Origin of the sequence: Wolbachia endosymbiont (group A) of Melieria omissa (assembly GCF_964031125.1) — a bacterium.
GTDB lineage: Bacteria > Pseudomonadota > Alphaproteobacteria > Rickettsiales > Anaplasmataceae > Wolbachia > Wolbachia pipientis.
On the sequence record NZ_OZ035007.1, the window covers coordinates 585164 to 611944 of the forward strand.

The following is a 26781-nucleotide window of genomic DNA, read 5'->3' on the forward strand; positions in this document are numbered from 1 at the left end:
TTTTTTATTCTAAAACGCTTGATTAAGAGCGATTTAGCTGCTTTTAACTTGCAACTAACCTACACCGCAAGTGTTTAAGAAATTTACTAAGCAGGAAAAAAGGCAAAGAAACCCCGTAGTAGCTAGCATTCAAATTCTCCCTTGTCAATTTGACGTTTTTTGCTGTCTTAAACGCTTTGTAAGCGCGTTTCGGCTTATATAGGTAAAAACCTAAAAATTTTTAAAGACATGCGATGCACGTAGTGCGAAAAATTAAACATGAGACGCCAAATACCCTAAGTTTTTTGTCATTAACCTGCACAGATTGCGAAGATAAATAAATAGCTTCAGTACCATGATAGGGGGGCTGACAAAGCTTGTCAAGGAATTTTTATGGCCTAGCGTCACGTGCTGGAATGACATTTGGGAATATGTTATCCGTTTGTCACTTCTAAATGATAAGAGCCTCAATGAATTTATTAGTTTATTACATGTCTCTTTTCATGTATAAATCTATAGAAAGTTTTATACGGAAGTTGTTTTATGAGCAAAATTATAGAAATCAGAGCACCAAAAACTCTTGGTGGTGAATCAGTTACAGAAGGTATAGTAAAAATAAAGAAGGGTATTGGAGAAGCAGTAAAAGTAGATGACTTGATCTTTGAAATTGAAACTGACAAAACAGCACTCGAATTAACTGCAGAAGCTTCAGGGCAAATAACTGAATTTCTTATAAAAGAAGATGATGTAATAAGTCCTGATCAATTGTTAGCGAAGCTTTCCATGGGAGAAGTAAAAGAGGAAGCGAGAAAAGAAGATAAAAGCGAAAGTGCTGCTAAAAAAGATGCTCCATCAGCTCGTAAAATTATGGAAGAAAATGCAATCAGTGCAGAAAGCGTCAAAGGAACTGGCATGGGAGGCAGAATAACAAAAGCAGATGTAATAGGCCATATAAACAAAACAGAACAGCCTGCAATAAAACAATACGAATTGCCAAAAAGTGTAGTAAATGGAGAGCAAAGAGAGGAACGAGTAAAAATGAGCAAAATAAGGCAAGTAATTGCCGCTCGTTTGAAAGCATCGCAAAATACTGCTGCAATACTGACCACGTTCAATGAAATTGACATGAAGAATGTCATGGATCTAAGAGCAAAATATAAGGACGCCTTTGAAAAAAAATATGGAATAAAACTTGGTTTTATGTCGTTTTTTATAAAGGCAGCGGTGGAAGCATTGAAAGAAATTGCTGAAATTAACGCTGAAATCTCAGGCGATGAAATCATATATAAACATTACTATGACGTAGGTGTTGCTGTTGGCACCGATAAAGGTCTTGTTGTACCAGTTATTCGGGGTGCCGATCAGATGTCATTTGCAGAAATTGAGTTGACTTTAGTTGCTCTTGGCAAAAAAGCTCGTGAGGGTAAATTACAAGTATCAGAAATGGAAGGTGCAACATTTACCATCTCAAACGGTGGAGTATACGGTTCACTTCTTTCCACTCCGATAATAAACCCTCCGCAATCTGGAATACTTGGAATGCATTCAATACAAAACAGGCCAGTTGCTGTTGGTAATGCAGTAGAAATCAGACCTATGATGTACATTGCTCTCTCTTACGATCACAGAATAGTTGACGGCAAAGGAGCAGTAACTTTCCTCGTTAAAATAAAAAATTATATAGAAGATCCAAACAGGTTAGTTTTGGAAGTGTGATTATAAAATAAGTGATTATTAATCTAGTGTTGCTAAAAGCCTAAATGTCATCTAGCTCTGCCAGCAGTTTAGCAACTTCCGGATGATCAGGGCCATAATGTTTCTTAAAGATGGATGAAGCCCGTGCAAACAACTCCTTTTGTTTCTTATGGTTACCTAGAGCACCATAGGCGTCGCTTAGGTTTATCAGTAGTGTAGCAACTTCCGGGTGATCAGGGCCATAATGTTTTTCAAGAATAGGCAAGGCCTGTTCAAACAGCTCCTTTTGTTTCTCGTGGTCACCTAAGTCCCCATGAGAGATGCCGAGGCTTATTAGTATAATAGCAATTTCTGGATGATCAGGGCCATAATGTTTCTTAAAAACAGGTAAAGCCCGTTTAAGCAACTCTTGATTTTTCTTATGTTTACCTAAAATGCCATAAGTAATGCCAAGGGTTACCAGTAGTTTAGCAACTTCCGGGTGATCAGGGCCATAGTGTTTTTCAAAAATAGGTAAAGCACGTTCAAGCAACTCTCTTGCTTTCTGAGAACTACCTAAAGCATTATGAGCAATACCAAGATTTACCAGCAGTATAGCAACTTCGAAATGGTCAGACCTGTAATGTTTCCTTTTGATTGCTAAAGCCCGTTCAAGTAACCTCTTTCTTTTCTTATGATAACCTAGACCCCCATAAATGACACCTAAGTTTGACAACAGTTTAGCAAATTCAAGATGGTCAGGACCGTAATGTTTCTCAAAAATAGGTAAAGCCCGTTCAGACAGCTCCTTTGCTTTCTGAAGATCACCCAAAGCATAACAAACAAGACCGAGGTTTGCCCGTAGTTTAGCAACTTCGAAATGATCAAGTCCATAATGTTTCTCTTGAATTGCTAAAGCTTGCTCAAACAACTTTTTTGCTCTCCGGGGATTATCTAAATTCTCATAAGCGTGGCCAAGGTTTGTCAGTATGACAGCAACTTTAGGATGATCAGAGCCATAATGTTTCTCAAAAATAGGTAAAGCCCATTCAAACAACTTTTTTGCTTTATGAGGATTACCCGAATCCTCATAAGCGTTACCAAGGTTTGTCAGTGCAACAGCAACTTTAGGACAATCAGAACCATAATATTTCTCAAGAATAGGTAAAGCCCATTCAAACAACTCTTTTGCGTTCCGAGGATTGTCTAAAGCATTATAAGCAATACCAAGACTTACCAGCAGTGTAGCAATTTCATAATCAGGGATAAAATGCCTCTGAAGAATAGGTAAAATCCATTCGATCAACTCCTTTTGTCTTTTAGGGTTACCTAAATCAGAGTATCCATCATTAATCCACATTAACAAATCTAAAAGATAATCCTTTTCTATTGTTTGCTTTTCTGAAGAATTTTTTTCTAGCAAATTATCCATGTGTGATAAAAATGCTTCTAAATGTGGTAATAATTGTCGTTTCTTAGCATAATCTTCTAGTTTATCACTGTGGTAAGGAAAACCCTTTTGTAATAGTTGAAAAACAGTCTTTATGTCTTCTTTAGTTTTTCCACTTTTCTCTGACTTTAGCCTTATAACTTCTTGAACCAAGCTGTGTATTAACATACTATGATCTTTTTTGGTAGTTAACATGGAGTAACTTATTAATATTCCAAACGCTTCATGGAAAGTTTCTAAGGAAGGATTATTTTCTTGATTATCAGCAAAGATTTCTAGTAAAGATTGAGGAATAGGACTACCATCTAAGTAAGCACAAGCAGTAAGCCAGTTAGCTGCCAATAAGGATTCTTTTTTTATTGCTTCTACTGTGATGTCCCATGTAACATACACTATTGCTGCAGTCTCTCTATTAGCGTCGGCTGGAAATGTTTCAAGCAATGTTTCATCAGATAATAAAGCTCGTTTTCTATCGTTATATAATTTCAAATAGTCTGAAATATTTATACCTGTTTTCTTTATATAAGCGCTTGCTTGGGCTAAAGCTAAAGGTAAATGACCTAATGTCTTTGCTAATGCATCCACTTGAATTATATCTAGCTTTGTTCCTTCCACTTCTAGTATCTTACAAATGTAGCTCCTTGATTCTCCAGGTTCAAAAACATCAACAGAAATAGTGTTCTGTGGTTGTGGCCAGCCAAATGTATAACGAGAAGTTAATAATATCTTTCCTCCTTCTATAGGAAGTAAATCTGCTATATCTTTGTAGTTAGGAGCGTTATCGCATATCAGTAGCCACCCAGCACGTTCAGGGTGTTCTAGCCAATACTTAACATGCTTGGCGTGATCTTCTTCACGAACGTTTTCTCTGTAACCATGAATAACGTTTAGTCCACGTCCTAACTTGATGTACTCGTTAATTAAAGTATTTCTATCTCGTGTATCAAGCCAAATTATCCATCTATATTTTTGGAGCTTACTCCAAATAAATTCTAATGCTAATTGTGTTTTACCTATTCCACCTATTCCATGATAAGCAACTAGTGTTGCTGTATCATTAGCTTTCAGGCATTCTTCTATTTTATCTAGCAGCGCTTCTCTGCCGACAAAGTTATAATTTCGAAGAGGGACTTGCCAAAATTCAGGTAGATCTTCCTTAAGTTTGAGACTATAAAGATGTTCTATGGCTTCCTTAAAATAATTGTCTTTTCTTGTTAGATAAGAAACTTCGCTACCCTGTTGTTCCCACCATTTTTCTACCTTCCCGCGTGCAAAGTCAAAAACCATGTCAATGTTTTTCTTGCCTGATATTTTGTATATACTCCCTATTTCTTTCTTAATAATATCATCTAATTTTGAATGATTAGGTTGATTAACTACAAACCTTATTCTAAGTAAAAAATCTTCTATTTCATCTTCACTGCCGCAACTGAAGTATTTTTTCAGTTCAATATGATTTTTTATTTTGTAGCACGTTCCTCTGTGACCTTCATAAATACTTAAAATGTTATCATCTGTTAACTTTGACTCTTCCAGATACTCCTCTAATGTTTCTACTTTGCCTTGCTTTTCTGTACCTTTTTTTAAGTTCACATTAACATTAGCATGAATGACAAGTGTAATATCACTGTTCTTATACTCAGGGTTTTGCTTAATCTCAGGATGAGATTCAAAATATTTGTTTAACCCGAAATCCTCTTTCTGTCGCTTTCTATTGTTTCCATCAATAAACAAATCTTCAAAAGTAATATTCGCTGATGAACTAGGGTCGTTACGGTGTTTAGCTTGAACCAAGATAATTCTCGATTTGTTCTTCTGATCTTTATACTCAAAAAAATATCATCAAAGGCTCCAAAACCTTCTATGTTTGATGCTAACCAAAAGTCAATTTTACTACTTAACCCATAAAGTAGATACAGCATTAATAATTTTACTTCATACTTGCAACCATGATCACCTGTTGATGTGCCATCTCTCTTCTTAAATATACGATTACTAAGTATTTCAGACTGTTTATTTTCTACATTCATACCCTACTAAACCTACGAATAACTTCTTTCTATAAAAAATTAAAGTCACCAAGTGCCTAAGATAATGCAACAGATTCTTTAATATTTCAATAACAGTGCCTGCAAGAACAGGGTTGGAAGTGTTCCTTTGTTTATTACCTTAGTATATGAATAAGGATTCCCCGAATCTAATATGTAATTGCTGTAGGCTGCATTTAGTAATATAATCTCATATTAAATAAGACGTTACTTAAGTTTATGCTAGATTCTCCGCTAATTTTGACAGCCATTCTTATATTTTTCATTTTTACGTTGTCATTCTTTTTTATAAGAAAGATATTTGGTTCCACAAACAAGAAGATAATAAAATCCTTTAGGAAAATTGTTCAGCAAATAAATGCATTAGAAACAGAAATGCAGAGTTTATCTGATGAGGAGCTTGCTGGTAAAACTGAAGAATTCAAACAAGAATTGAAAAATGGGAAAACGTTAAATGATCTTCTCGTACCTGCATTTGCAGTTGTGCGTGAAGCCTCTCGAAGGTTTCTTAACATGAGGCACTTTGATGTTCAACTGATTGGTGGAATGGTGCTCCACAATGGTATGATATCAGAAATGAAAACAGGAGAGGGAAAGACACTCGTTGCAACTTTAGCAGCATATCTAAATTCCTTAGAAGGGAAAGGCGTACACGTCGTAACTGTTAATGACTACCTTGCAAAACGAGACACAGAGTGGATGAGCAAATTATATAATTCTCTTGGGGTTTCTGTTGCGTTTATTACGAATAACTTGACAGACGAAGAGAGGAAAGAGGCTTACAGTGCAGATATCGTGTATTCCACAAATAACGAGCTTGCCTTTGATTACCTGCGAGACAATATGAAATTTTCTCAAGAAGACATGGTTCAGAGAGGCTTTCACTACGGAATAGTTGATGAAGTGGACTCAATACTCATTGATGAAGCTCGCACTCCGCTTATTATTTCTGGCCCGGTTGAGGAAAACAATCAGATATATAAGCATATCAATAAAATAGTAACCAAATTAGTTGACTCTGATTATGAAGTAGATGAAAAAGGTAGAACGGTATTCTTGACTGAAGATGGTATTTCACGAGTGGAGGAACTACTAAGATCATACAATCTCATTCCTGAAAATTCCTCGCTCTATGATACTGACAGCATGATAATGACTCATTATATGGACCAAGCATTACGTGCACATAAGCTGTTCACTGCTGATAAAGATTATATAGTGAAAGATGGAAAGGTAGTGATTATTGATGAATTTACTGGGCGTATGATGGAGGGCAGGAGATATTCCGATGGTCTTCATCAGGCACTTGAAGCGAAGGAGAATCTTGAAATTCAGCATGAAAACCAAACTTTAGCATCGGTCACATTTCAGAATTACTTTCGTATGTACAATAAACTTTCCGGAATGACTGGAACAGCAGCAACAGAGGCAGAAGAGTTTCGTGATATATACAGATTAAATGTAGTAAAAATTCCAACCAATGTATCTGTAAAAAGAGTTGATATTGATGATGAAATTTACGGTACAGAAAAGGAAAAATTTAATGCTGTATTGAAGTTTATAGAAGAATGCCACAAACGCCTTCAACCGGTCCTTGTTGGCACGGTGAGCATCGAAAACTCTGAGAAGCTTTCTGCGCTTTTGCAAAGCCATTCTCTTAAGCATTCAGTATTGAATGCTCGTTATCATGAACAAGAGGCGTACATAATAGCGCAAGCTGGGGTGCCAGGTAGTGTCACTATAGCAACTAACATGGCAGGACGTGGAACTGATATTCAGCTTGGTGGAAATGCTGAAATGATCGCAAAGGTGGAGCTAAAGAAGATAAAAAATGCTGATGAAAGAGAAAAAAAATATCAAGAAATAGTTGAAAGAGTAAAAAAAGATAAGGAAATTGCTATAAAAGCTGGTGGTTTATGTGTGGTTGGAACCGAAAGACATGAAAGCAGGAGAATAGATGATCAATTACGTGGCCGTTCTGGCCGTCAGGGTGATCCTGGACTTTCTAAGTTCTTTTTATCGCTCGAAGATGACCTAATGAGAATATTTGGTTCTGATAGAATGAGAAGCTTTTTACAAAAAGTAGGGTTAAAGAATAACGAAGCTATTCATCATCCATGGATCAATAAGGCACTTGAGAAAGCGCAAAAGAAAGTTGAAGCTAGAAACTATGACGTGCGGAAATCTCTACTTAAGTTTGATGACGTAATCAATAACCAACGTAAAGTTATTTTTAAGCAGAGAAACAATATCTTAGGCAACGAAATTAATGATTTACTTGAAGTATATAGCGAAGTAAATGAGAGCGTAATAGAAGGTATAGTCCAAAGTGGCTATTATGAGGATTATATTGAAGATATAGTCAAAGAATTCCATACAAGGTATGGAATAACGCTTGATAAAGAAGATTTAGCAAAGTTTTTAAACAAACAAGAAGCTTTGGATTATATAAATGATAAGATACAAGAATTTTTTACTGAGAAAGAAAAATATTTCAACAGTCAGCACACTACAGATTTGTGGAATACGATCGTGAAGCAAATGATGATAATGACACTTGATCATTTATGGAGGGAACACCTTTCAGTTCTAGAGAGCCTAAGACAAAGCATAAGCCTACGTGCCATGGGGCAGAAAGATCCACTGAATGAATTTAAACGCGAAGCTTTCTTGATGTTTGAGTCAATGCTTGAAAAATGGAAGGAACTCACCATTCACCGCCTAGCGCACTTTAAGTTGGCAGATAACCAAGAGATAGGCAATAGGTTACATTCTGCTAGAAATAGCAGACTTCCCAAAGTCTCAAGAAACGACAAGTGCCCTTGTAATTCTGGAAAGAAGTACAAACACTGCCACGGCGCGGTTACTGTGGTGAATTAATAATTATGGTTGTACAGTTTGTTTATTTCCATCAACATTACTGCAGCTAACCTCACTTAGCTTACTGTTTAATGAATGCTCTGATGACTTATATGCAACCCCATAGGAAATTCCACCAACGATCAGTGCAGATGCCACAGTAATTACAACTATTGCTAGTGCAGGTAATGCAGTAGCATAAATGAGTGCTAATGGAGCAACAATGGCAGCTAATATACCTACAGTAATTCCTGCTGTTATAGCTTTAGGTCTATGAATAAATGATGGATCTGCACCATAATTTAGCAGAAGTTTCGCTACTTTTGGATGTTGATAATTTAGTCTTGGATGTTCACCATGAGTGTAATAAACAGCATAATATAAAGGAGTTCTTCCGTCTTTATCTTGTGCATTAACGTCTGCTCCCTCTTCTAGCAAAACTTCTACTACTTGTGTGTATCCATTCTCAGCAGCATAATGTAAAGGACTTCTTCCATATCTGTCCACTACATTAACATCTGCCTCTTTTTTTATAAGATGTTTTACTACTTCTATATGACCACTATAAGCAGCATAATGCAAAGGAGTCCCTTTATCTTCATTTTGTGCATTAACGTCTGCTCCTTCTTCTAGCAAAACTTCTACTACTTGTGCATGCCCATGCTGAGCAGAATAATGTAAGGAGGTTTTTTCCCATTCATCTTGTACATTAACATTAGCTCCGTTTTTTGTTAAGTATCTTACTACTTTTTCATAGCCATTTTCAGCTGCTATAAGTAATAAATTGCACTTGAGCACTATAAACGTGTAATTTATATCAAATTCGTTTTTTTTCCACTCATCATATATAAGTTGATTTTCCTGCTGCAGCTTATCTTTAATTCTATCAATTAAATTTTCCTTACTCAGATCTGGACTACTGTTGACTTCTTGTAGTATTAACCTTAATGTCATTTCCTTCTCCAAGATATAAAATTTTATTATGGCATATGGAGTGGATTATGTCAATGAAAAACTAAGAAACTGGTTCTTCTTTTTTTCTATAGCTTTAGGTTTACCTACAATTTGAAAAACAACAAATTCGTCATTCCGCTACTCGTTAGCGCCTCGGCGGTATGATGTAGGGAAACCTTTCTTGGGTTAGCTATAAAGTTAAAATTCGACCAGGGCAGCCGCAATAAGGTAGCAAACGCCATCATGTCTTTAGGAGAGTTTGCTAATGAAGGCTCTTAAGTTGACGCCATTGCCTGAACGGATACGCCAATTTTTATGTTCATTTGTAACCGTTTATTATTTTACACCCCAGTCTTTTTCAAATATTGCTAGTCCTTGGTCAGTAAGTGGGTGATTAATTAATTGTCTAAGTACTTTTGCTGGCACAGTAATTGAATCAGCACCAAGCCTTGCAGCTTCTATTACATGCGCTGGGCTTCTCACTGATGCAACAAGAACTTTAGTATCAAAACCGTAATTAGAATATATAGTACATATATCTTCTATTAGCGATAAGCCATCATAGCTTATATCATCAAGGCGACCAACAAAGGGGGAAATAAAACAAGCACCGACCTTAGCGGCAAGCAGTGCTTGTCCAGGAGAAAAACATAATGTGATGTTAACAGGTATTTTATGCTCTGTCCATAACTTTTTACAAGAAATTAATCCTTCATGTGTAAGAGGTAATTTTATCACAACATTATCAGCAATTTTTGCTAAATTCAGACCTTCTGTGATCATCTCTTCATGGCTATCTGCAACAACTTCAACACTAACAGGCCCTTTTATAATAGAGCATATTTCACGCACTAAATCCTCGTATTTATCTTTACGCCCGGACTTTGCTATTAAAGAAGGATTAGTTGTTATGCCGTCAATGAACTCCTTTAGTCCTTTAATTTCATTTAAATCAACGCTATCAAGAAAAATTTCCATATTAATCTCCTATAAAAAAAATACCCTTGCAAAATCTTGTCATCCTACCGCTTGACTTACAACCGTATGAACTTCCTGCGTTGTAAACATCAAACAGCCGATAACACAACTGTACAAATATTGAGACATAAGAGTAATTTGTACCAAGAAAAAAGATGTCATCCCAGTGCCCAGACCCCTTAGACAATGTACCATCTTTTGATTTTGTCCATTCTGGGCGGGGTTTTCAAGTTCTTTGATCTTAAATACTACATCTACTTTATCAAGATCAATGTTGACTTCTTTTACTAATGTTCTAATAAGACTACGTTTGGCTTGCCAATCTAGGTCCGATTTAACACTAGAATAAAAGCCCTTTATGCTATTTGTAATAAGATTCATTTTCTGCCGTATTCCCTTTTACCTTTTTCTTCTCTCCTTCAATCTCTTTTAAACGTTACTTCATTTTTTTTATTGCCTGCTTAAAGTCTTCCTTACTTATAGTTAGTGCATACTTTGTTGCCGTAAAAACTTCTGGTACCCAAACAATTGTAATAAGTATACACAATCTTTGTCAACTATTTTCGGCACTGGTATATTGACCTTACCCAGAAAAAGTGGAGAGAAAGAAAGGAGTTTTTTCGGGTAAAATAAAATTTTGGAGGATTAGAAATGGTAAGAGAATATACGGCAGAATTCAAATTGGAAGCTGTTAAGCTGGCAAATGAACAAAGAAAGGTAGGTCAACCAGTTGCAAAAGTAGCAAGAGATCTAGGAATAAGGGATAGTGTATTAGGAAAATGGATGAAGAAATATAACGAAAAAAAGTCAGCGGCAAATGCATTTCCAGGTAGAGGTAACATGGCTCCTTACGACAAAGAGAGGTTTGATTTACAAAGCAAGAGTAACAAGGGAAAGAGACATTTAAAAAAAAGCCCTGGCCAGTCAAAAAGAGTAAAATATTTTTTTATATAGTAACTGCTATAAAGTACAGGAATTATGTAGGATTTTCTGCTAGTGGCTACTATAAGTGGACCACAAGAAAAATAAGCAGTAGAGAATCAGCAAATAAAGAGCTACTCGCAGCTATTCAAAAAATATATCAAGTTTCTAAATGTAGATATGGAACTCCTAAAATTCATGCTGAATTGAAGGCTTTGGGTAAAAGTTGCAACTTAAAAACAGTGCAAAGTATTATGCAGAAAAATGGTATTCAGGCTATATTGAGAAGAAAATTTAAAATTAAGAAACAACAAACGGACAGTAGCTCCCAATATATTAGACCAAAACTTTATTGTCGATCAACCAAATAAAGTATGGGATTACTTATATAAAAACCAAAGAAGGATGGCTATATTTGGCAACAATAATCGATCTATATTCACGCATGGTAGTTAATGAGCAGTTCAATAAATAAACAATTGGTTATGGACTCTTTATTAATGGCCGTTAACAAGCGTAAACCTGCCAAAAATCTACTATTACATAGTGATCAAGGTTCACAATATACTTCGCAAGGTTATCAATATCTCTTATCCATAAAAAACATAGATGAGTTATAAAGGTTGTTGTTACGACAATTCTGTTGTGGAAAGCTTCTTCAGTTCTCTAAAAAGGGAGTTACCAATAGACACCTCTCGGCACTCTAAACAGCATATCAAAACTGCTATATTTGAATATATAGAAATTTTTTATAACAAACAACGTCACTATTAACTATTGCATTCCTGAGCATTTTGATTCATCATTCTCTTTGTGAAAAACATTCCAAACTTTCTCTCCACTTTTTCTGGGTAAGGTCAGATACTATAAACTATAAAAAAATTTCTCCGATAGTTCATATAGCAAGTAAATTCACAAAATGAAGACTATTATTTTTATTACAGGTGTATCTACGGTTGGAAAATCAAGTTTGGCTCATATATTAGGTTCAAAGCTTTTTATGCCTAGAAACTTTGCAATTCCACTAACTATAGCTAACCCAAGAAAGGTTTCCCTACGTCATATCGCCGCGGTATCTCAGCATAGATTCCGCTAACGAGTAGCGGAATGACGAATTTGTTGTTTTTCAAATTGTAGGTAAACCTAAGCCACTTTAGCTATACTTGTAGAGAAAAAAGAATAGATGATGATCCTAAATATTTAATAAATTTGACTACTGAGGAATTTCAAAAATCTCAATTTTTTATTAATTGTGATATGGTACATTCTATCTTCATATAGCTTTCCTCTTCATACCTCAACTAATGAAATCAGAAGCATCAACTCCCTTTTGCAAGCAAGCAGCAATAACAGTGTTCATCATTAGAAATGCAATGGTCATTGGGCCAACGCCCCCGGGTACTGGGGTCATAGCTTTGGCTTTCCCTTTTATTCCTTCAAAGTCAACATCACCTACAAGCTTTCCTACGTTAACGCTATTTATGCCAACATCGATCACTATTGCACCTTTCTTTATCCAGTCTGCTTGAACAAAATTTGGCTTTCCGACTGCTGCAACTACTATATCCGCTTTAGAGCAATATTCAGCTAAATCCTTGCTTTGTGAATGCAAGATGGTGACAGTGCAGTTTTCTTGCAATAGCAGGTAAAACATTGGCTTGCCCACGATATTTGACCTACCAATTACCACTGCGTTTTTACCGGAAAGGTTCTCTTCAATTGACTTAATTAAATGCAAAGAACCTTTAGGAGTGCAAGGTATAAGGCAGTTTTTTTCACCTTTAACTAATTTGCCAACGTTTTCATCATGAAAGCCATCTACATCTTTTTCAACACTTACTGTGTTAATTACTCTGCTTGCACTAATATGATTTGGTAAAGGCAATTGCACTAAAATGCCATGCACAGATGGATCTTCATTTAATTCATTGATTTTTTCAATTAATTCATCTTCTGAAATATTATCAGGCAAAACAATGGTCTCAGAACTTATGCCTATTGATTCTGCTTTTTTCTGTTTGTTGCGAACATAAACCTGACTTGCTGGATTGCTGCCCACGAGAATTACTTTCAGGCAAGGAAAAATGTTATACTCTCTCTTTAAAATATCAATTTTTTGTGATAGCCTCTCACATAGGTCGTTTGCTATTTTTTTACCATCAATAATAATTGTCACTTCCTTGCCACTCCTTAAAGTCGGGTAATTTGATATCAAATAAATCCAATACTTTGCCAACAGAATGATTAATAATATCATCCAACGATTTCGGTTTAATATAAAAAGCAGGCACTGGTGGAGCAATAATTGCTCCCATCTCCGTTAATTTTAACATATTTTGTAAATGCCCAAGATGCAGTGGTGACTCTCGCACCATAAGAACTAACTTTCTTCTTTCTTTTAGCGTTACATCTGCAGCCCTTGTCAATAGATTGGAAGTAACACCTGATGCGATTTCAGACATTGTCTTCATAGAGCATGGTGCTACAATCATCCCTGAGGTTTTAAATGAGCCGCTTGCTATTTTTTCTCCAATCTTTTCTTCAGAATAGTAAAAATCTGCAAGTGATGTAATATCTTCAAGTTTTTCTTTAATCTCGTGAGCTAAAGTTATTTTCCCAGCACGACTTATCACTAAATGAGTTTCATAATCGACGTCTTTCAACGCTTCTAAAATACGCACACCGTAAATAGAACCAGATGCTCCACTTATTCCAATTACAATTCTGCTATTCACTTAACTCTTCTTCGTAGCTCATTCCCAATGCACGTTTATAGGTATCAAGCAATATTTCTTGTTCCTCTCTGTCATCATCATCCATCTTCCTCAGCCTAATAATTTGTTTCATCACTTTTATATCCCAACCTTCATCTGCGGCTTTTGCATATACATCACGAATGTGATCTTGCACATCCCTCTTTTCTTGTTCAAGTTTTTCGATTCTCTCTATGTAACCCTTCAACTCTTCAGCCGTTATTTTTACTGTATCTTCCATGAAACTCCACTAATTAATTGCTGCCACTAATATTACCAGTTTTTACTTGCACTTCAACAACAGTAATAATATTTTTATCTTTTTTTAAAATCTTAAAGCGAAAACCATACATGGAAAACTCCTCGCCTTCGTCAGGAATGCGCTCTATTTCATTCACAATCATACCTGCTAGAGTTGTAGCTTCTTCATCAGGGAGATTCCAGTATAACTGCCTGTTAATGTCCCTAATAGTAGATTTTCCTTCTATGTGATACATATTATCAGATATTTTCTTTATAAAATTCTCCGTAATCAAATCATGTTCATCCGAAATTTCTCCAACTATTTCTTCCAGTATATCCTCAAGAGTTACAATTCCCTGCAGTGCTCCATACTCATCAATAACAAATGCAAGGTGTTTCCTGTTCTTACGGAAGTTGTGAAGTTGCACGCTGAGCGGTGTACTTTCTGGTATGAACCAAGGCCTTGACATAACTTGGGTAATGTCAACTTCTTCCGCTTTATTATTCTTTTCACGCAAAGCATTTATTAGAGCTTTCACGTGAATTACACCTACAATGTTATCTGGTTCCTTCTGCCATAAAGGTACTCTACTGTGACTGCTGGTTAAAATCTCTCTTATTAACTCTTCTTTATTCCGATCTATATCAAGAGAAAATAGGTTTCTTCTATGGGTCATAATTTGTGATATCTCTGTCTCAGCCAAATCAAGTATGCTGCTTAGCATATCTAAATCCTGTTGCAACATAGTTCCTTCACTGCGGTGAAGAGTAATCATATTACGCATTGCATCCGCTGCAGATATCACTTCCTTATCTTTATGCAGCCCACATAATTTTAGGATGAGGTTAACAATAAATTGAATACCTAGTGTCAATGGAGAAAAAATCTTTACAAAAAACAATACAAAATAAGCAGAAAATGATGCAAATTTTTCAGGATTTTGAATAGCATAAGTTTTTGGTAGAACTTCGCAGAACAATAAAATACAAAATGTCATTATAATTGTTGATAGGAGAATGCCCTCATTTCCAAAAAGATTGATAAATATTGCTGTAAATAAAGCAGAGCAAGTAATATTAATAATTGTATTGCCGAGCAATACCGTTCCTATTGTCAATTCTTTCCTATTTAATAAGCGATCTATTACCCTGGCTTTTTTGTTACCGTCTAGCTTTAGCTTATTAACTCGAGAACGGCTAATTGAGGTTAAGCCTATTTCTGCTCCTGAGAACAAAAACGATAAAACTAACAAAACAAAAATTGCTGATGATACTAAAACCAATAACCAATCCATTAAAGTACGATGTTATTGTGATAAAAAATGAAATTAATTTTACATGTTATGAGAGGCATTTGCAAGCCTGAATTTATATTGCCGAATTTTATATACCTTTAATCTTAAAAAACAAATCATAAAGCATATTACACGCTGCGTTCACATGCTCATCCTCAATGATAAGTGGTGGGGTTACCCTTACTACTTTGTTGTTTAAAACCCTAGTTATTATTAAACCTTTATCAAGAGATCGACTAATAATTTTATCAGCTACAAGAGTTGCTAGTTCTATTCCCATTAGTAACCCTTCTCCACGAACTTCTAAAATCATCTCAGGAAATTCTTTAGCTAAAAGCAACAGCTTTTCTTTTAAATATTTACTAATTCTTTTAACATGATCAAAAAAGTCTTCTTTTAGCATTATATCGAGCACTGCATTACCAACAGTCATGGCAAGTGGATTGCCACCATAGGTTGATCCATGAGTTCCTGGAGTAATTGCTTCTGCTATATAATCTTTCACTAAACATGCAGCTACAGGAAAACCGTTACCCATAGCCTTCGCACAGGTTAGCATATCAGGTTCAATGCCGACATTTTGATAATGAAATAAAGAACCGATGCGTCCATATCCGCACTGCACTTCATCAAAGCACAAAATTATTCCTTGAGCTTTTGTTATTTCCCTTACTTTTTGAAGATATTCTACGTCTAGTGGATATACTCCACCTTCGCTTTGTATGGGCTCTAAAAATACAGCAGCTATTTCATTGTTGATTTTTTCTTCTAATGCTTTAATGTCATTTCTTGGCACTTTATCAAAACCAGAAAGGAGCGGAGCAAAACCTTCGCGTGATTTTTCATTGCCTCCAGCAGAAATTGCAGCAATACTGCGGCCATGAAAGCCTCCTTCAATTGTAATAATACGATTACGTTTTGCTTGCCCTTTTGAATAAAAGTAACGACGAATAAACTTAATTGCAGCTTCTGTTGCTTCAAGCCCACTTGAGCAGAAAAAAACTTTATCTGCAAAAGTCAGGGTTGTTAAACGCTCGGCAAGCCTTTCTTGCTCGGGAATAGTGAAAATGTTAGAGCAGTGCCATAATGAGCTCGATTGCTCTTTCAGCTTATCTGTAATGTATGGATGACAATGCCCTAAAGAAGTTGTAGAAATACCTGCAGCAAAATCTAAATATTTTTTACCATCTTTATCAAAAAGATATGCCCCTTCTCCCCTGACTATAGGAGTGTCAAGTCTATTATACGCATTAACAACATGATCCATTTTATAAGTATTGTGGTATTATCTATACTATACCTGAAATGAATCCATTAACACAAAGCTTTTCCTTTAACCTCTTATGCTACTTCAACTAAAAATTTGGCTAATGCAAACCTTTTTTGTCATTCTATAGCTAAAGTGACTTGGTTTTACCAACACTTATTAGCCATTGTAAAAGTTTTTGTTTCTATTGAATGATAGTTGTAGCCTATGCAAGAAGTTTATTGACTTTGAGCGCACTTTAGCCTATACAATTTTAATATCTTAAACTACTGGACATGCCCGATCTAAAGACAATGATGTTAAATTTTGGACCTCAGCACCCAGCTGCACATGGAGTGTTGCGTCTTGTTTTAGAGATGGATGGTGAAGTGATCGAGAGGGCAGATCCCCATATTGGGCTTTTGCACCGCGGTACTGAAAAATTAATAGAACATAAAACGTATCTTCAAGCTTTGCCTTATTTTGATCGCCTTGATTACGTATCACCAATGTCACAAGAGCATGCATATTCACTTTGTGTGGAGAAATTGTTGCAATGTGAAGTGCCAATTAGGGCAAAGTATTTACGTGTCTTGTTTTGTGAACTGACGAGAATACTAAATCATTTACTGAACGTTTCTTCTCAAGCACTTGATGTTGGAGCAATGACCCCTCTTTTATGGCTCTTTGAAGAAAGAGAAAAAATACTGGAATTTTACGAAAGAGCTTCAGGTGCAAGGTTTCACGCAGCTTACATCAGGCCAGGTGGAATTGCAGCAGATGTTCCAGAAGATTTGATTGAGGATATTGCAAAGTTTATAGAGCAATTTCCAAAATATATAGACGATGTTGATGAACTTTTAACAGAAAATAGGATATGGAAGCAACGCACTGTAGGAATTAGTGAAATATCAATTAAACAGGCACTTGATTGGGGCTTTAGTGGCCCAATGTTGCGCGCTGCTGGGCTTGCTTGGGATTTGCGAAAAAGCCAGCCATATGAGATATATGATCAACTAGATTTTGATATACCGATCGGCCAAAATGGCGACTGTTATGACCGTTATCTAGTTAGAATGGCAGAGATTAGGCAATCTATCAGTTTGGTGAAGCAGTGCATAGAGAAAATGCCTGAAGGGCAAATAAAAACTGAAGATAGAAAAATTTCTCCACCGTCAAGAGTAGAGATGAAAAAATCTATGGAAGCTCTGATTCACCATTTTAAGCTCTATTCAGAAGGATATCACGTACCAGAAGGTGAGGCTTACGCAGTTGTTGAGGCACCAAAAGGTGAGTTTGGAGTGTATATAGTTTCAGATGGTACCAATAGACCTTATAGGTGCCGAATAAGAGCACCTGGCTTTGCGCATTTACAAGCCTTAGACTTTATGGCAAAAGGACACATGCTTGCTGACGTTGCAGCAATTATTGGCTCACTCGATATAGTTTTTGGTGAGATTGATAGGTAATCATTGGTACCCGTTCAGGCAATGGCGTCATGCAAGTAGCTGACACATAACTGTACGAACATTTGTTTGCAAAGGCAGTATGTTAAGTGTTATAGCCGATTTTGCCTCAAACACAAAGGCAGTGCCTTGACTACTTGGATCCAGAAAAATTGATTGTGTACTATATAACATTTTTGATCAAAAGCGTAACCGTTCACTGTTAGACTGCATTCTGTGATTTTTAGCAAAACATGATCTTTCATTTGAGCTTCCTTCAATTTAAAATAAATACAGAAAATTGCTGCCTATAGCTAAACTGACTTAGATTTACCAACAATCGTCATCCCGCTACTTGTTAGCGGCTAAGAGATACCGCGGCGGCATAGCTATCTTCAAAAATATGGTTGAATAATTGTGTGTATAATTATTAATATTTTTAAACACTTTGGCTATGGCTTTATCTAAGTTTCTCGACCCTAAGCTGGATTTAACCTTCAAAAAAATATGTAGGGTCAAGAACTGGCGCGCCTACTTCAGGGTTTGGTGGCTGATCCATTGTTTTCACAATAGGCCTCAATCCAAATTCCCATGTTAACGTTTCCAGCTCCCGCCTCGTCAAACGCAGCATCCGCACTACGCTTTCCTAGCAGATTCTTTACCAAAGTTTATAACATATTGTGCTGGTGATGCTTTCGGTTTGTAATACCTTATTCTGTAGTCTGAATATAGACCCAGCGTTTTGTATATCCATTCGCTACTCCACTTCTTCCAACCAAACCCTCTCTTCACTTTCAGCTAATAAGTGATTTTCTATTTCACCTTCCAAACTTGCCTCCAGCAGCTTTTTTATAAATGGTGTAAATGCTCCATCCCTTCCTGTTAATGGTCTGCCTTCCCTTATTGATGACAGTATATTTGCTTCCAGTTCTTTGTAATCTACCAAACCGGTAGTTCTGTTTACTACTTTCTGACTCATTGTCAAACCTCCATTTTTTTTATATCAATTTATTACTTTTTTTTTGGTTTGACACACTTTTTTGAACCATACGCGTCAAGTTAAGGAAAAGTGTAAGTAAAGTTGATAGAGTGAAGGAAAATAATAAGGTATAAATTCTCTTGGATATATGAATGAGAGAACTTACAATGGACAGAATAGCTTGCTTATCAAAAGACCTCAATGAATTCTTTAATGAAAAAGCAGACGAAATATCAATTGCAGTAGGTTTTATAAAAAGAAAGAGAAAACTTAATGGCTCATCATTCATAAAAGCTATGGTTTTTGGTAACATAGGAGTTGATGATTGCAGCATAGAAACAATGTGCCAATTGCTAAATGAAGACTCGATAGAAATTACAAAACAGGGTTTAGATTTTAGGTTTAGTGAAGAAGCAGTTGAGTTCATGAAAAAAATGTATAACGAAGCTTTGTGTTTATTTAAAAAAAGTCTACAGATTGATTGCAAAATTTTACAGCAATTTGGAAGCGTTAAATTATTGGATAGCAGCTACATTAGCCTGCCCAGTAGCATGGAAGATATGTACAAAGGATATGGCAGTAGCTATAGAGATTGTGAGAATAATACCAAATCAGGAATAAAGCTACAGTTAGTCTTTGATTACCTGAATCAAGCGCTAGATAAGTTAAATTTTATGGAAGGAATAAGGTCGGATCAAGGTTATAGGGATTATCTGAACGGTTTATCAGCCAATGATTTGCTAATATTTGACTTGGGCTACTTTGTGCCTAGTTCTTTTAAACAGATTGATGAAGCAGGTGCATATTTTGTTAGTCGTTATAAGTCTGATACCAATATATATGATATAGAAACAAATCAAAAAATAGAGCTATTGGAGTATTTAGAAGGTCAATTATCTTCAGAAAAAGAAGTATTATTAGGAAAGGAAGTAAAAATTAAGGTAAGAATTATATGTCAAAAGCTAACTGAAGAACAGTCTATGGCTAGAAGAAGAAAGGCTAATAAATTAGCAAAGTCACATGGATATACATCTTCTCAAAAGAATCAAAAGTTATTAGATTGGTCAATATTTATAACTAATGTTCCAGAGAGTAAAATTAATGCTGAACAAATATTGACGGTTTATAGAGTAAGATGGCAAATCGAATTACTATTTAAACTATATAAAAGTCATATCAATCTTGATAAACTAAAAGGAAAGACAAATCCATTTAGAGTATTGTGCGAGCTATACGCAAAATTATGTGCTATTCTCGTATTTCACGAAATGGTTGGCTGTGTAAAACTAAAAAAGAACACGGAGCTCAGTTTAACAAAGGCATTTATTGAATTGAAAAGGCGGGTTAGAGAGCTCTTTTTGATATTAAACAATATTGTCAATAATTTAAAAATTTTTCTAAAAAAGCTTACTATAATCTGGTCAAAGTTTTCTTTGAAAGACAGATATAGGAAGACCAGGGTATCTACTTTAAGCTCTCTACATTCCTTAACTTGACGCGTATGGTTTATTTAACACTCCCTGTTAAGATGCCTAATCTACTTTCAGCTCCTCAGTATGTAAACTGCGTGGTAAAGACTCTAATTCCTTTGCAGCACTTAAACTTTTATTTTTTGCATGTATACCAAGCTTATTGAATTCTCGAGCAGCAGGAAACACCCTTGCTTCAAGAGAGCCAGCAGTTTTATTATAATGATCAACAGCACTTTTTAAGCTCCTGCGCAAATTATCAAAGTTTTCACCCATTGTGCAAATGCGCTCATATAAAATATGACCTAGTTCACTGATTTTCTTTGCGTTTTCAGCTATCATCTCTTGCTTCCATCCATACGCTATTGCTCTCAGCAACGCAATTAGAGTGATCGGTGTTGCAATGATCACTTTTTTTTCCACTCCAATCTCTATCAAAGCAGGCTCATATTCCAGTGCTGCGCTAAAAACCCCCTCCCCTGTTAAGAAAAGCACCACAAGTTCTGGCGTATTTTCAAATTGATTCCAATACTCTTTTTTACCCAAATCATTTATGTGTTTTTTTATTGCCAGGGAATGGTTCTTTAATTTCTCCTTTTGTATTTGCAAATCATTTTGTGATATAGCATCCATGTAAGAATCAAGCGGCACTTTAGCATCTATTATTATTTGCTTTCCAGATGGCATTTTGATTATTAAATCAGGACGCAATAAATTATCCTCGTTTTTATCAATCACTGACGGCTGAGTAAAAAAATCGCAATACTCAATCATTCCTGCCATTTCTACCACTCTTTTGAGTTGCATTTCACCCCATTTGCCCCTAATGTGAGGTTTCCTCAGGGCATTAGCAAGGTTGGAAGTTTGGTTCATCAGCGCTCCAATTTGCTCCTTTAAACCTTCATAGGCCCCTACCCTCTCCTTTTCTAGCTCACGTATTTCATTATCGAATTTTTCTAATTTTTCTTTTATTGGAGTTACAACTTCGTTGATCGTTGCTTGTCTTTTTTTGAAATCGCTTTCCGTTTCTTTTAATTTACTATCGATTACTTCCTTTGCTAAGTTCAGAAAATTATTGTTATTTGTTTGCAAAGCATCAAGAGAGAGCGCTTTAAAAGTGTTTGTTAATCTCTCCTCTGCTTTTGTTAGTAATTCTATTTCCTTTTTCTTTTCCTCACGTTCTTTTTGCAGAGTTACTTCAAGTTCTGCTTTTTTGACCCTTAAATCAACTATTTCTTCATTCTTCGTAAGCAAAGTTTGCTTTGTTTCTTGAAGTTCTTGCTCTAATTTACATAAATTACCCTCAAGGTTTGCTTTCTTTTCGCTCAGTTTTTTTACGATAATGTAGAAAAATAGTAATAGAGAGACAACCAGAGCTATAGAATTGAAAAGCATCAGAATAAAAAAGCTGTATTTACAATTCTATATGATTTTTGTGTGTATAAGAAAGAAAAAAGGAGCACCTAAAGAGGTGACCTTACCCAGAAAAAGTAGAGAGAAAGTTAAGACGTTTTTATCATGAGAATAAATTGTGCAGGAATGCAATAGTTAATAGTAGAATGTCTACGTTATTTGTTATAAAAGATTTCTATGTATTCAAATATGGCAGTTCTGGTTTGTTGAGCGAGAAGTATCAATAAGCAGCTCCCTTTTAAGTGAACTTTTCTGCAACAGAGTTATCGTAACAACAGCCCTTATGGCTCATGCTGGAAATGATGTTTTTTGTATTCAATAGAAATTGGTAATTTTGAGAGGTATACTGTGACCCTTGATCGCTATGTAACAGCAGATTTTTATCGGGTTTGCGTTTATCAACGGCCATCAATAAAGAATCTATAACTAATTATCATGTTACTCATTAACCACCATGCGTGAATATAGGTCAATTATTGCCGCCAACAACCTTCTTTAGTTTTTATGTAGGTAATCCCAAACTTTATTTGGCTGATCAGTAGTAAAATTTTGATCCAATGTGTTCGGAGCCACAACTCGGTTGCTTATTTGCTGTTTTTTATTTTTGAACCTTCGTCTAAGCTTGGCTTTAATGCCATTTTCTTGCATAACACTTTGTACTGTTTTAATTTTTGCCTAAAGCTTTTAATTCAGCGTGAATTTTAGGGGCTCCATATCTGCATTTAGAAGCTTGATGTATTTTTTGAATATCTGCTAGAAGCCCTTCTTTTGCTAATTCTTTACTGCTTTTTTCCTTAGCAACCAATACCACCAGTACAAAACCCTACATAGTTCCTGTGTTTTATAGCAATTTCTATATAAAAGAATACTTTACTCTTTTTCTTTGCCCAGGGCTTTTTTTAAAATGTCTCTTTCTCTTGTTAGTTCTTTTTTTAGATCAAATCTTTCTTTGTCATAAGGAGCCTTTGCCTGGAAATGCGTATGCTCCAGACATTTTTCCATCATATTTTCTTACTTAACATACTGCCATCTATACCTAGATCTTTTGCTATTTTTGTACTTGCTTGACCTGTTTCTTTAACCAGCTTAACAGCTTCTAATTTGAATTCTGCTGTATATTCTCTTCTATTTGTCATATTTTGAAAAAACGTTTTATTTTACTCCAAAAACGTTTTAACTTTCTCTCTACTTTTTCTGGGTAAGGTCAATTTACCGCCGCGGCGCTAACTAGTAGCGGGATGACGGGTTACCAAATTGTAGAAGTTGCTTTAGCTATAAATTCAAGTTTTATCAATGTCTTGTGTTGTTACCCAAATAATGGTTGTGCAAGCGCTTAATTTTTTGATCAAAAAGGAACAAGTTTAGTAAAAAATAATGATATTATTAGTGGAACATAAAACAGTCCCACTGCAGTACTGATTAGAAGCAACAGAGTAGCTTTATCTGGTTGATAATTCAAAATATTAGCAAGTATTATACTGGACCCAGAAACTGGAATAATAGCCAGCAACATCAGTGCTTTATATATGCTCTCATCGTATATACCTATAACATGCTTGTCTAAAAGGACAATTCCTAAAACAAACAGTGGCCAGAATACGTACTTTGCTGTAATAGTGATCAAAGCAAGCTTCCAATCTATTTTAAAGCTTGCAATATTCGCAATGCTCACTCCAAGTAGCACCATTCCTAATGTGACAAAAGTACTTCTAATGTTCATCATAACATCTGTTAAAAAAGTAGGTATTTGTATATCGTATATACTTAAAAAGAAGCCCAGAACCATCGCATAAAGCGAAGGAAGTTTGAACAACTTTAATATGCATTCTTTTGCGGTATAAATACCATTTGCAGCTATGTAAAATCCTAAGCTGTTTTCAAATAGCGCCATTCCTATATAACAAACAACATATACAGATACTGAATCTTCATCAAATAAAGCCATGGCAATCGGCAGGCCAAAATAACCCATACTTGTGCTACCCGAGCTAAATGCTAATATGTTTCTCGTGTTATCCTTAAATAAAAAAGAAGAAAGATAATACACTGATAAGGACATAGTGCTACCTATAAACCATATCAAAATCGGCAGAGAAATTACTTTTAAATTAACTTCTGTATGAGAAACTCCATATAAAATCACTATTGGATTAGCTATATAAAAGAGTATTTGAGATATAGTGTTTCTATCAATTTTAAGACATTTTCCTGCTAAATAACCAATAAATATCGTAATATAAATAGGTAATATTTTTAGGAAAAGAGTAAAGAACATACTAGCCTATTGTGATACTTTTGACTGATAAAGTAATATTAGATCTTAAGGTATTGTAAAAGTAAACAAAATTTATTTTCCAATTTATCCAGCTCATAGTTAATTAAATTAGTGCCAAAATTTGTTTTTACATAGGACTTAAGAATGACATTTTTATGATAAAATTATGTTAAGTTTCTATAAAGCTTCTTGCATATTTTTAAATAATGACATATTTACTAAAAATTAAACTGCTTGTAGTAATTTAGACGAACTGTTGAAAAAGTAAGAGGAAATAAGTAAAGTTAGGACAGAGAGTAAGAGCTTTAACATAGTTGTCATATTTTTCTCAATTAACTCTGGTGTCCAATTTATCCACCACCTCTTTACGTGAGGTGTTTCTAACCATTTTAATAACAGTAAAAAATGTTCTTCTTTCAACGCTTTAAATGTGATATTTTTATTCATTAATTGAAAATCTCAAATGTTACTACCATTTCTATTAATCCTGTCTCTAATTGCCAAGTTCATTGAAATTGACATTTCCGTACCTAGTTTTCCTGATATGGTGCGCTATTTTAACGTATCAGAAGGAACAATTCAATTAACTATTGCTTATAATTTTTTAGGCTTTTGCATAGGAGGGTTGTTTTTCGGTCCATTGTCTGAATGCTACGGCAGAAGGAGAATTATGATCATAGGTAACACTTTGTTATTAATCGGCGCTGTTGGTTGTGTTTTTGCACCGTCGATTTTTTGGCTTTTAATCTCTCGCTTTGTTCAGGGCATTGGTGTCAGCACATCTGTAGTTGTGTTTGCAATCGTTGCAGACAGCTATAAAGGTGACGAAGCGGTGAAATTTATTGGAATCATGAATTCTGTTCTTACAGTTGTCATGGCAATTGCGCCAGTGTTAGGCAGTTTCATCAATGAAATTGTAGGATGGCGTGGTAATTATGCAACTGTTGCAATACTTTGTTTGATCTCTTGGGTTTTGCTGCTTTTAGCGTTACCAGAAACAAAAAAGGACCGCGATATTTTCAGTTTGAAAAAAACGATGAAAGATTACAGAAAACTACTATCTAATCCGAGGTTTGTTACGTTGTCTTTGATGTCAAGCCTCTTTTCTGCTGCTTATATGTCATTCATCACTTGTGGACCTTTTCTGTATATGAAGACTTTTGGTTTATCTAGCACTATTTATGCACTACATCAAGGTGCAATAGTTGGGTGCTTCTCACTCATCAGTCTATTTGCTGGCAAAATCTTGCAGAAACTTGGAGCAATAAAGTGTGTAATTTCTGGTACGAGCGTGGGTGCTATTGGGTCTCTATTGCTTGTAATATTCAGTATAATTGTACCCCACTCTTTCTACTTAGTAACACTGTCTATGATTATTTTTTCTATCGGTTGTGCAATTTTCCAGCCAGTGATTTTTAATGCATCAATAAATGTTTTCCCTGAAATTAAAGGCACAGCTTCTTCTGCAGTCTCGTTCATTAGAGCTTTTATCATGGCTATTTTTATCGGCTTAACAAGCTACATTTACAATGGTCAAACAATTAGTGTAGCTGTTCTTGTTTTATCCGCGATAGTACTAGAACTTGTTTTTACTGTCTATCTATTGCGTTTAAAAGATCCTATGTAATTAATAAAGATATTCCATTGTAGGCTGCTAACTTTCCCCTGCCAATCTTTCTGCTTCATTACGTGAGATTAATGCCTCAATAAATTCATCTAGTTCGCCTTCTTTGATAATCTGCTCTAGCCGATGTGAAGTTAGATTAATTCTGTGGTCTGTTATTCTTGATTGTGGGAAATTATATGTTCTTATGCGCTCGGAACGATCACCAGAGCCAATCTGACTTTTCCTCATTGTTGACCTTTCCATTTCTTTTTTTTGTCTTTCAATTTCGTATAGCCTTGCCCTCAATACTTTGAGCGCTTTAGCTTTATTTTTATGCTGCGATTTTTCATCTTGCTGTATCACAACTATCCCTGTTGGCAAGTGGGTGACCCTTACTGCGCTGTCAGTTGTATTCACTGATTGCCCTCCAGGACCACTGGATCTATAAACATCTATTCGTAAGTCTTTTTCTTCTATTTTAAAGTCAACTTCTTCTACTTCAGGTAATATCGCAACAGTAGCGGCAGAGGTATGCAACCTTCCTGAGGATTCAGTTTCTGGCACTCTCTGTACTCTGTGCACCCCTGATTCAAATTTCAACCTTGCAAAAACTTCTGTTCCATTAATGAGTGCAGAAGCTTCCTTATAGCCACCTATACCTGTATTAGAAATGCTTATTGGCTCGAACTTCCAATTTCTTCTTTCTGCATATTTTTGATACATACGAAATAACATTGCTGCAAATAATGCTGCTTCTTCTCCGCCTGTACCTGCTCTAATTTCTAATATTGCATTTCTTGAGTCATCTTCATCTTTGGGCAATAATGCTAACTTTAATTTTGCTTTTATTTTTGGTAATAATACCTTGTGCTTTTCGAAAAATTCTTCTTTTGCTAACTCTTTTATATCACCTTCGCTGTTTTCATCTTTCATTATTTCTTCTAAGTCTGAAATTTCCTCTTTCAGCGTGTTATATTCATCAATTATCTTGATTATTGGCCTGAGCTCAGAGTATTCCTTTGAAAGGGTAATGAATTCTTTTTGACTTAAATTGGTAGGATTTTCCAAATTCCTCTCTATATCATTAAATTTTTTCTTTAAGTCTTGTAAATTATTTTCCATATCCATATAGCACAGATCTAGCTAAGTAATATATACTGAAATAAAAAATTTCTTATATCAAGCAATAACACT

Annotated in this window: 17 protein-coding genes and 4 pseudogenes; 6 read left to right on the forward strand and 15 right to left on the reverse strand. The window is 35.4% G+C overall.

The window, feature by feature from the left end; translation table 11 throughout:
• The first annotated feature begins 522 nt into the window (after window positions 1-522).
• Window positions 523-1695, forward strand: coding sequence for a 2-oxoglutarate dehydrogenase complex dihydrolipoyllysine-residue succinyltransferase (gene odhB / locus ACQH2Q_RS02700; RefSeq protein WP_425383579.1), 1173 nt, complete (start codon window positions 523-525; stop codon window positions 1693-1695).
• Window positions 1696-1735: 40 nt separating this feature from the next.
• On the opposite strand, the gene ACQH2Q_RS02705 is transcribed toward odhB, so the two are convergent.
• A complete protein-coding gene (locus ACQH2Q_RS02705; RefSeq protein ID WP_425383580.1) occupies window positions 1736-4897 on the reverse strand; it encodes a tetratricopeptide repeat protein in 3162 nt (1053 codons plus the stop codon).
• 473 nt (window positions 4898-5370) lie between these two features.
• Between ACQH2Q_RS02705 and secA the strand changes: the two genes are divergently transcribed.
• Window positions 5371-8031: a preprotein translocase subunit SecA gene (gene secA, locus ACQH2Q_RS02710; protein ID WP_155968456.1), complete on the forward strand. Its 2661-nt coding sequence runs from the start codon at window positions 5371-5373 to the stop codon at window positions 8029-8031.
• Window positions 8032-8034: 3 nt separating this feature from the next.
• On the opposite strand, the gene ACQH2Q_RS02715 is transcribed toward secA, so the two are convergent.
• Window positions 8035-8964 (reverse strand): ankyrin repeat domain-containing protein, encoded by a 930-nt coding sequence (locus tag ACQH2Q_RS02715; RefSeq protein ID WP_174516903.1) that lies wholly within the window; start codon window positions 8962-8964, stop codon window positions 8035-8037.
• A 336-nt stretch (window positions 8965-9300) separates the two neighbouring features.
• The gene (fsa, locus tag ACQH2Q_RS02720) at window positions 9301-9942 is read right to left on the reverse strand and encodes a fructose-6-phosphate aldolase (RefSeq protein WP_007552982.1); all 642 of its coding nucleotides are present in this window, start codon (window positions 9940-9942) and stop codon (window positions 9301-9303) included.
• A gap of 651 nt (window positions 9943-10593) precedes the next feature.
• Between fsa and ACQH2Q_RS02725 the strand changes: the two are divergent.
• Window positions 10594-11680, forward strand: a pseudogene (locus tag ACQH2Q_RS02725) (IS3 family transposase).
• Window positions 11681-12160: 480 nt separating this feature from the next.
• On the opposite strand, the gene folD reads toward ACQH2Q_RS02725, so the two are convergent.
• From folD to ACQH2Q_RS02750, 5 genes are all read right to left on the reverse strand, one after another.
• On the reverse strand, window positions 12161-13039 hold the full coding sequence (gene folD / locus ACQH2Q_RS02730; RefSeq protein WP_155968464.1) for a bifunctional methylenetetrahydrofolate dehydrogenase/methenyltetrahydrofolate cyclohydrolase FolD: 879 nt from the start codon (window positions 13037-13039) through the stop codon (window positions 12161-12163).
• Window positions 13023-13598: a UbiX family flavin prenyltransferase gene (locus ACQH2Q_RS02735; RefSeq protein ID WP_006280027.1), complete on the reverse strand. Its 576-nt coding sequence runs from the start codon at window positions 13596-13598 to the stop codon at window positions 13023-13025. Before ACQH2Q_RS02735 ends, folD begins: the two co-directional genes overlap by 17 nt.
• Window positions 13591-13857 (reverse strand): DUF2312 domain-containing protein, encoded by a 267-nt coding sequence (locus ACQH2Q_RS02740; RefSeq protein ID WP_010082293.1) that lies wholly within the window; start codon window positions 13855-13857, stop codon window positions 13591-13593. Before ACQH2Q_RS02740 ends, ACQH2Q_RS02735 begins: the two co-directional genes overlap by 8 nt.
• A 13-nt stretch (window positions 13858-13870) precedes the next feature.
• Window positions 13871-15154: an HlyC/CorC family transporter gene (locus tag ACQH2Q_RS02745; protein WP_007549013.1), complete on the reverse strand. Its 1284-nt coding sequence runs from the start codon at window positions 15152-15154 to the stop codon at window positions 13871-13873.
• 88 nt (window positions 15155-15242) lie between these two features.
• Window positions 15243-16421: an aspartate aminotransferase family protein gene (locus ACQH2Q_RS02750; protein WP_155968466.1), complete on the reverse strand. Its 1179-nt coding sequence runs from the start codon at window positions 16419-16421 to the stop codon at window positions 15243-15245.
• 275 nt (window positions 16422-16696) lie between these two features.
• Between ACQH2Q_RS02750 and ACQH2Q_RS02755 the strand changes: the two genes are divergently transcribed.
• Window positions 16697-17869: an NADH-quinone oxidoreductase subunit D gene (locus tag ACQH2Q_RS02755; RefSeq protein WP_264339441.1), complete on the forward strand. Its 1173-nt coding sequence runs from the start codon at window positions 16697-16699 to the stop codon at window positions 17867-17869.
• A 27-nt stretch (window positions 17870-17896) separates the two neighbouring features.
• On the opposite strand, the gene ACQH2Q_RS02760 is transcribed toward ACQH2Q_RS02755, so the two are convergent.
• Entirely contained in the window at window positions 17897-18040 is a 144-nt protein-coding gene (locus ACQH2Q_RS02760) for a hypothetical protein (protein WP_153296793.1), read from the reverse strand.
• Window positions 18041-18629: 589 nt separating this feature from the next.
• Window positions 18630-18824: pseudogene (locus ACQH2Q_RS02765) on the reverse strand (IS256 family transposase); the annotation flags it as partial.
• 167 nt (window positions 18825-18991) lie between these two features.
• Between ACQH2Q_RS02765 and ACQH2Q_RS02770 the strand changes: the two are divergent.
• Window positions 18992-20320, forward strand: a complete 1329-nt coding sequence (locus ACQH2Q_RS02770) for an IS4-like element ISWosp9 family transposase (protein ID WP_155969615.1) — start codon at window positions 18992-18994, stop codon at window positions 20318-20320.
• A 36-nt stretch (window positions 20321-20356) separates the two neighbouring features.
• Here ACQH2Q_RS02770 and rmuC read toward each other — a convergent pair whose 3' ends face one another.
• The 4 genes and pseudogenes from rmuC to ACQH2Q_RS02790 all read right to left on the reverse strand — a co-directional run.
• Entirely contained in the window at window positions 20357-21688 is a 1332-nt protein-coding gene (gene rmuC / locus ACQH2Q_RS02775) for a DNA recombination protein RmuC (protein WP_151807714.1), read from the reverse strand.
• A 173-nt stretch (window positions 21689-21861) separates the two neighbouring features.
• Window positions 21862-22842 (reverse strand): annotated as a pseudogene (locus tag ACQH2Q_RS02780) (IS3 family transposase).
• Window positions 22843-23051: 209 nt separating this feature from the next.
• Window positions 23052-23981, reverse strand: coding sequence for an AEC family transporter (locus ACQH2Q_RS02785; protein ID WP_141456821.1), 930 nt, complete (start codon window positions 23979-23981; stop codon window positions 23052-23054).
• Between the two features lie 304 nt (window positions 23982-24285).
• Window positions 24286-24428: pseudogene (locus ACQH2Q_RS02790) on the reverse strand (N-acetyltransferase); the annotation flags it as partial.
• A gap of 16 nt (window positions 24429-24444) precedes the next feature.
• Between ACQH2Q_RS02790 and ACQH2Q_RS02795 the strand changes: the two are divergent.
• Entirely contained in the window at window positions 24445-25608 is a 1164-nt protein-coding gene (locus tag ACQH2Q_RS02795; protein ID WP_264339185.1) for a multidrug effflux MFS transporter, read from the forward strand.
• Window positions 25609-25635: 27 nt separating this feature from the next.
• Here the strand turns inward: ACQH2Q_RS02795 and prfA are convergent, their stop codons facing one another.
• Window positions 25636-26715: a peptide chain release factor 1 gene (gene prfA / locus ACQH2Q_RS02800; protein WP_007548640.1), complete on the reverse strand. Its 1080-nt coding sequence runs from the start codon at window positions 26713-26715 to the stop codon at window positions 25636-25638.
• Window positions 26716-26781 lie beyond the last annotated feature (66 nt).

Bases quoted from the DNA above. Each gene is read 5' to 3' on its own strand.
- odhB (WP_425383579.1), top strand. From the start codon at position 523: ATGAGCAAAATTATAGAAATCAGAGCACCAAAAACTCTTGGTGGTGAA.
- secA (WP_155968456.1), top strand. From the start codon at position 5,371: ATGCTAGATTCTCCGCTAATTTTGACAGCCATTCTTATATTTTTCATT.
- ACQH2Q_RS02715 (WP_174516903.1), bottom strand. From the start codon at position 8,964: ATGACATTAAGGTTAATACTACAAGAAGTCAACAGTAGTCCAGATCTG.
- fsa (WP_007552982.1), bottom strand. From the start codon at position 9,942: ATGGAAATTTTTCTTGATAGCGTTGATTTAAATGAAATTAAAGGACTA.
- ACQH2Q_RS02740 (WP_010082293.1), bottom strand. From the start codon at position 13,857: ATGGAAGATACAGTAAAAATAACGGCTGAAGAGTTGAAGGGTTACATA.
- ACQH2Q_RS02745 (WP_007549013.1), bottom strand. From the start codon at position 15,154: ATGGATTGGTTATTGGTTTTAGTATCATCAGCAATTTTTGTTTTGTTA.
- ACQH2Q_RS02750 (WP_155968466.1), bottom strand. From the start codon at position 16,421: ATGGATCATGTTGTTAATGCGTATAATAGACTTGACACTCCTATAGTC.
- ACQH2Q_RS02755 (WP_264339441.1), top strand. From the start codon at position 16,697: ATGCCCGATCTAAAGACAATGATGTTAAATTTTGGACCTCAGCACCCA.
- ACQH2Q_RS02760 (WP_153296793.1), bottom strand. From the start codon at position 18,040: ATGTTATATAGTACACAATCAATTTTTCTGGATCCAAGTAGTCAAGGC.
- ACQH2Q_RS02770 (WP_155969615.1), top strand. From the start codon at position 18,992: ATGGACAGAATAGCTTGCTTATCAAAAGACCTCAATGAATTCTTTAAT.
- rmuC (WP_151807714.1), bottom strand. From the start codon at position 21,688: ATGCTTTTCAATTCTATAGCTCTGGTTGTCTCTCTATTACTATTTTTC.
- ACQH2Q_RS02785 (WP_141456821.1), bottom strand. From the start codon at position 23,981: ATGTTCTTTACTCTTTTCCTAAAAATATTACCTATTTATATTACGATA.
- ACQH2Q_RS02795 (WP_264339185.1), top strand. From the start codon at position 24,445: ATGTTACTACCATTTCTATTAATCCTGTCTCTAATTGCCAAGTTCATT.
- prfA (WP_007548640.1), bottom strand. From the start codon at position 26,715: ATGGATATGGAAAATAATTTACAAGACTTAAAGAAAAAATTTAATGAT.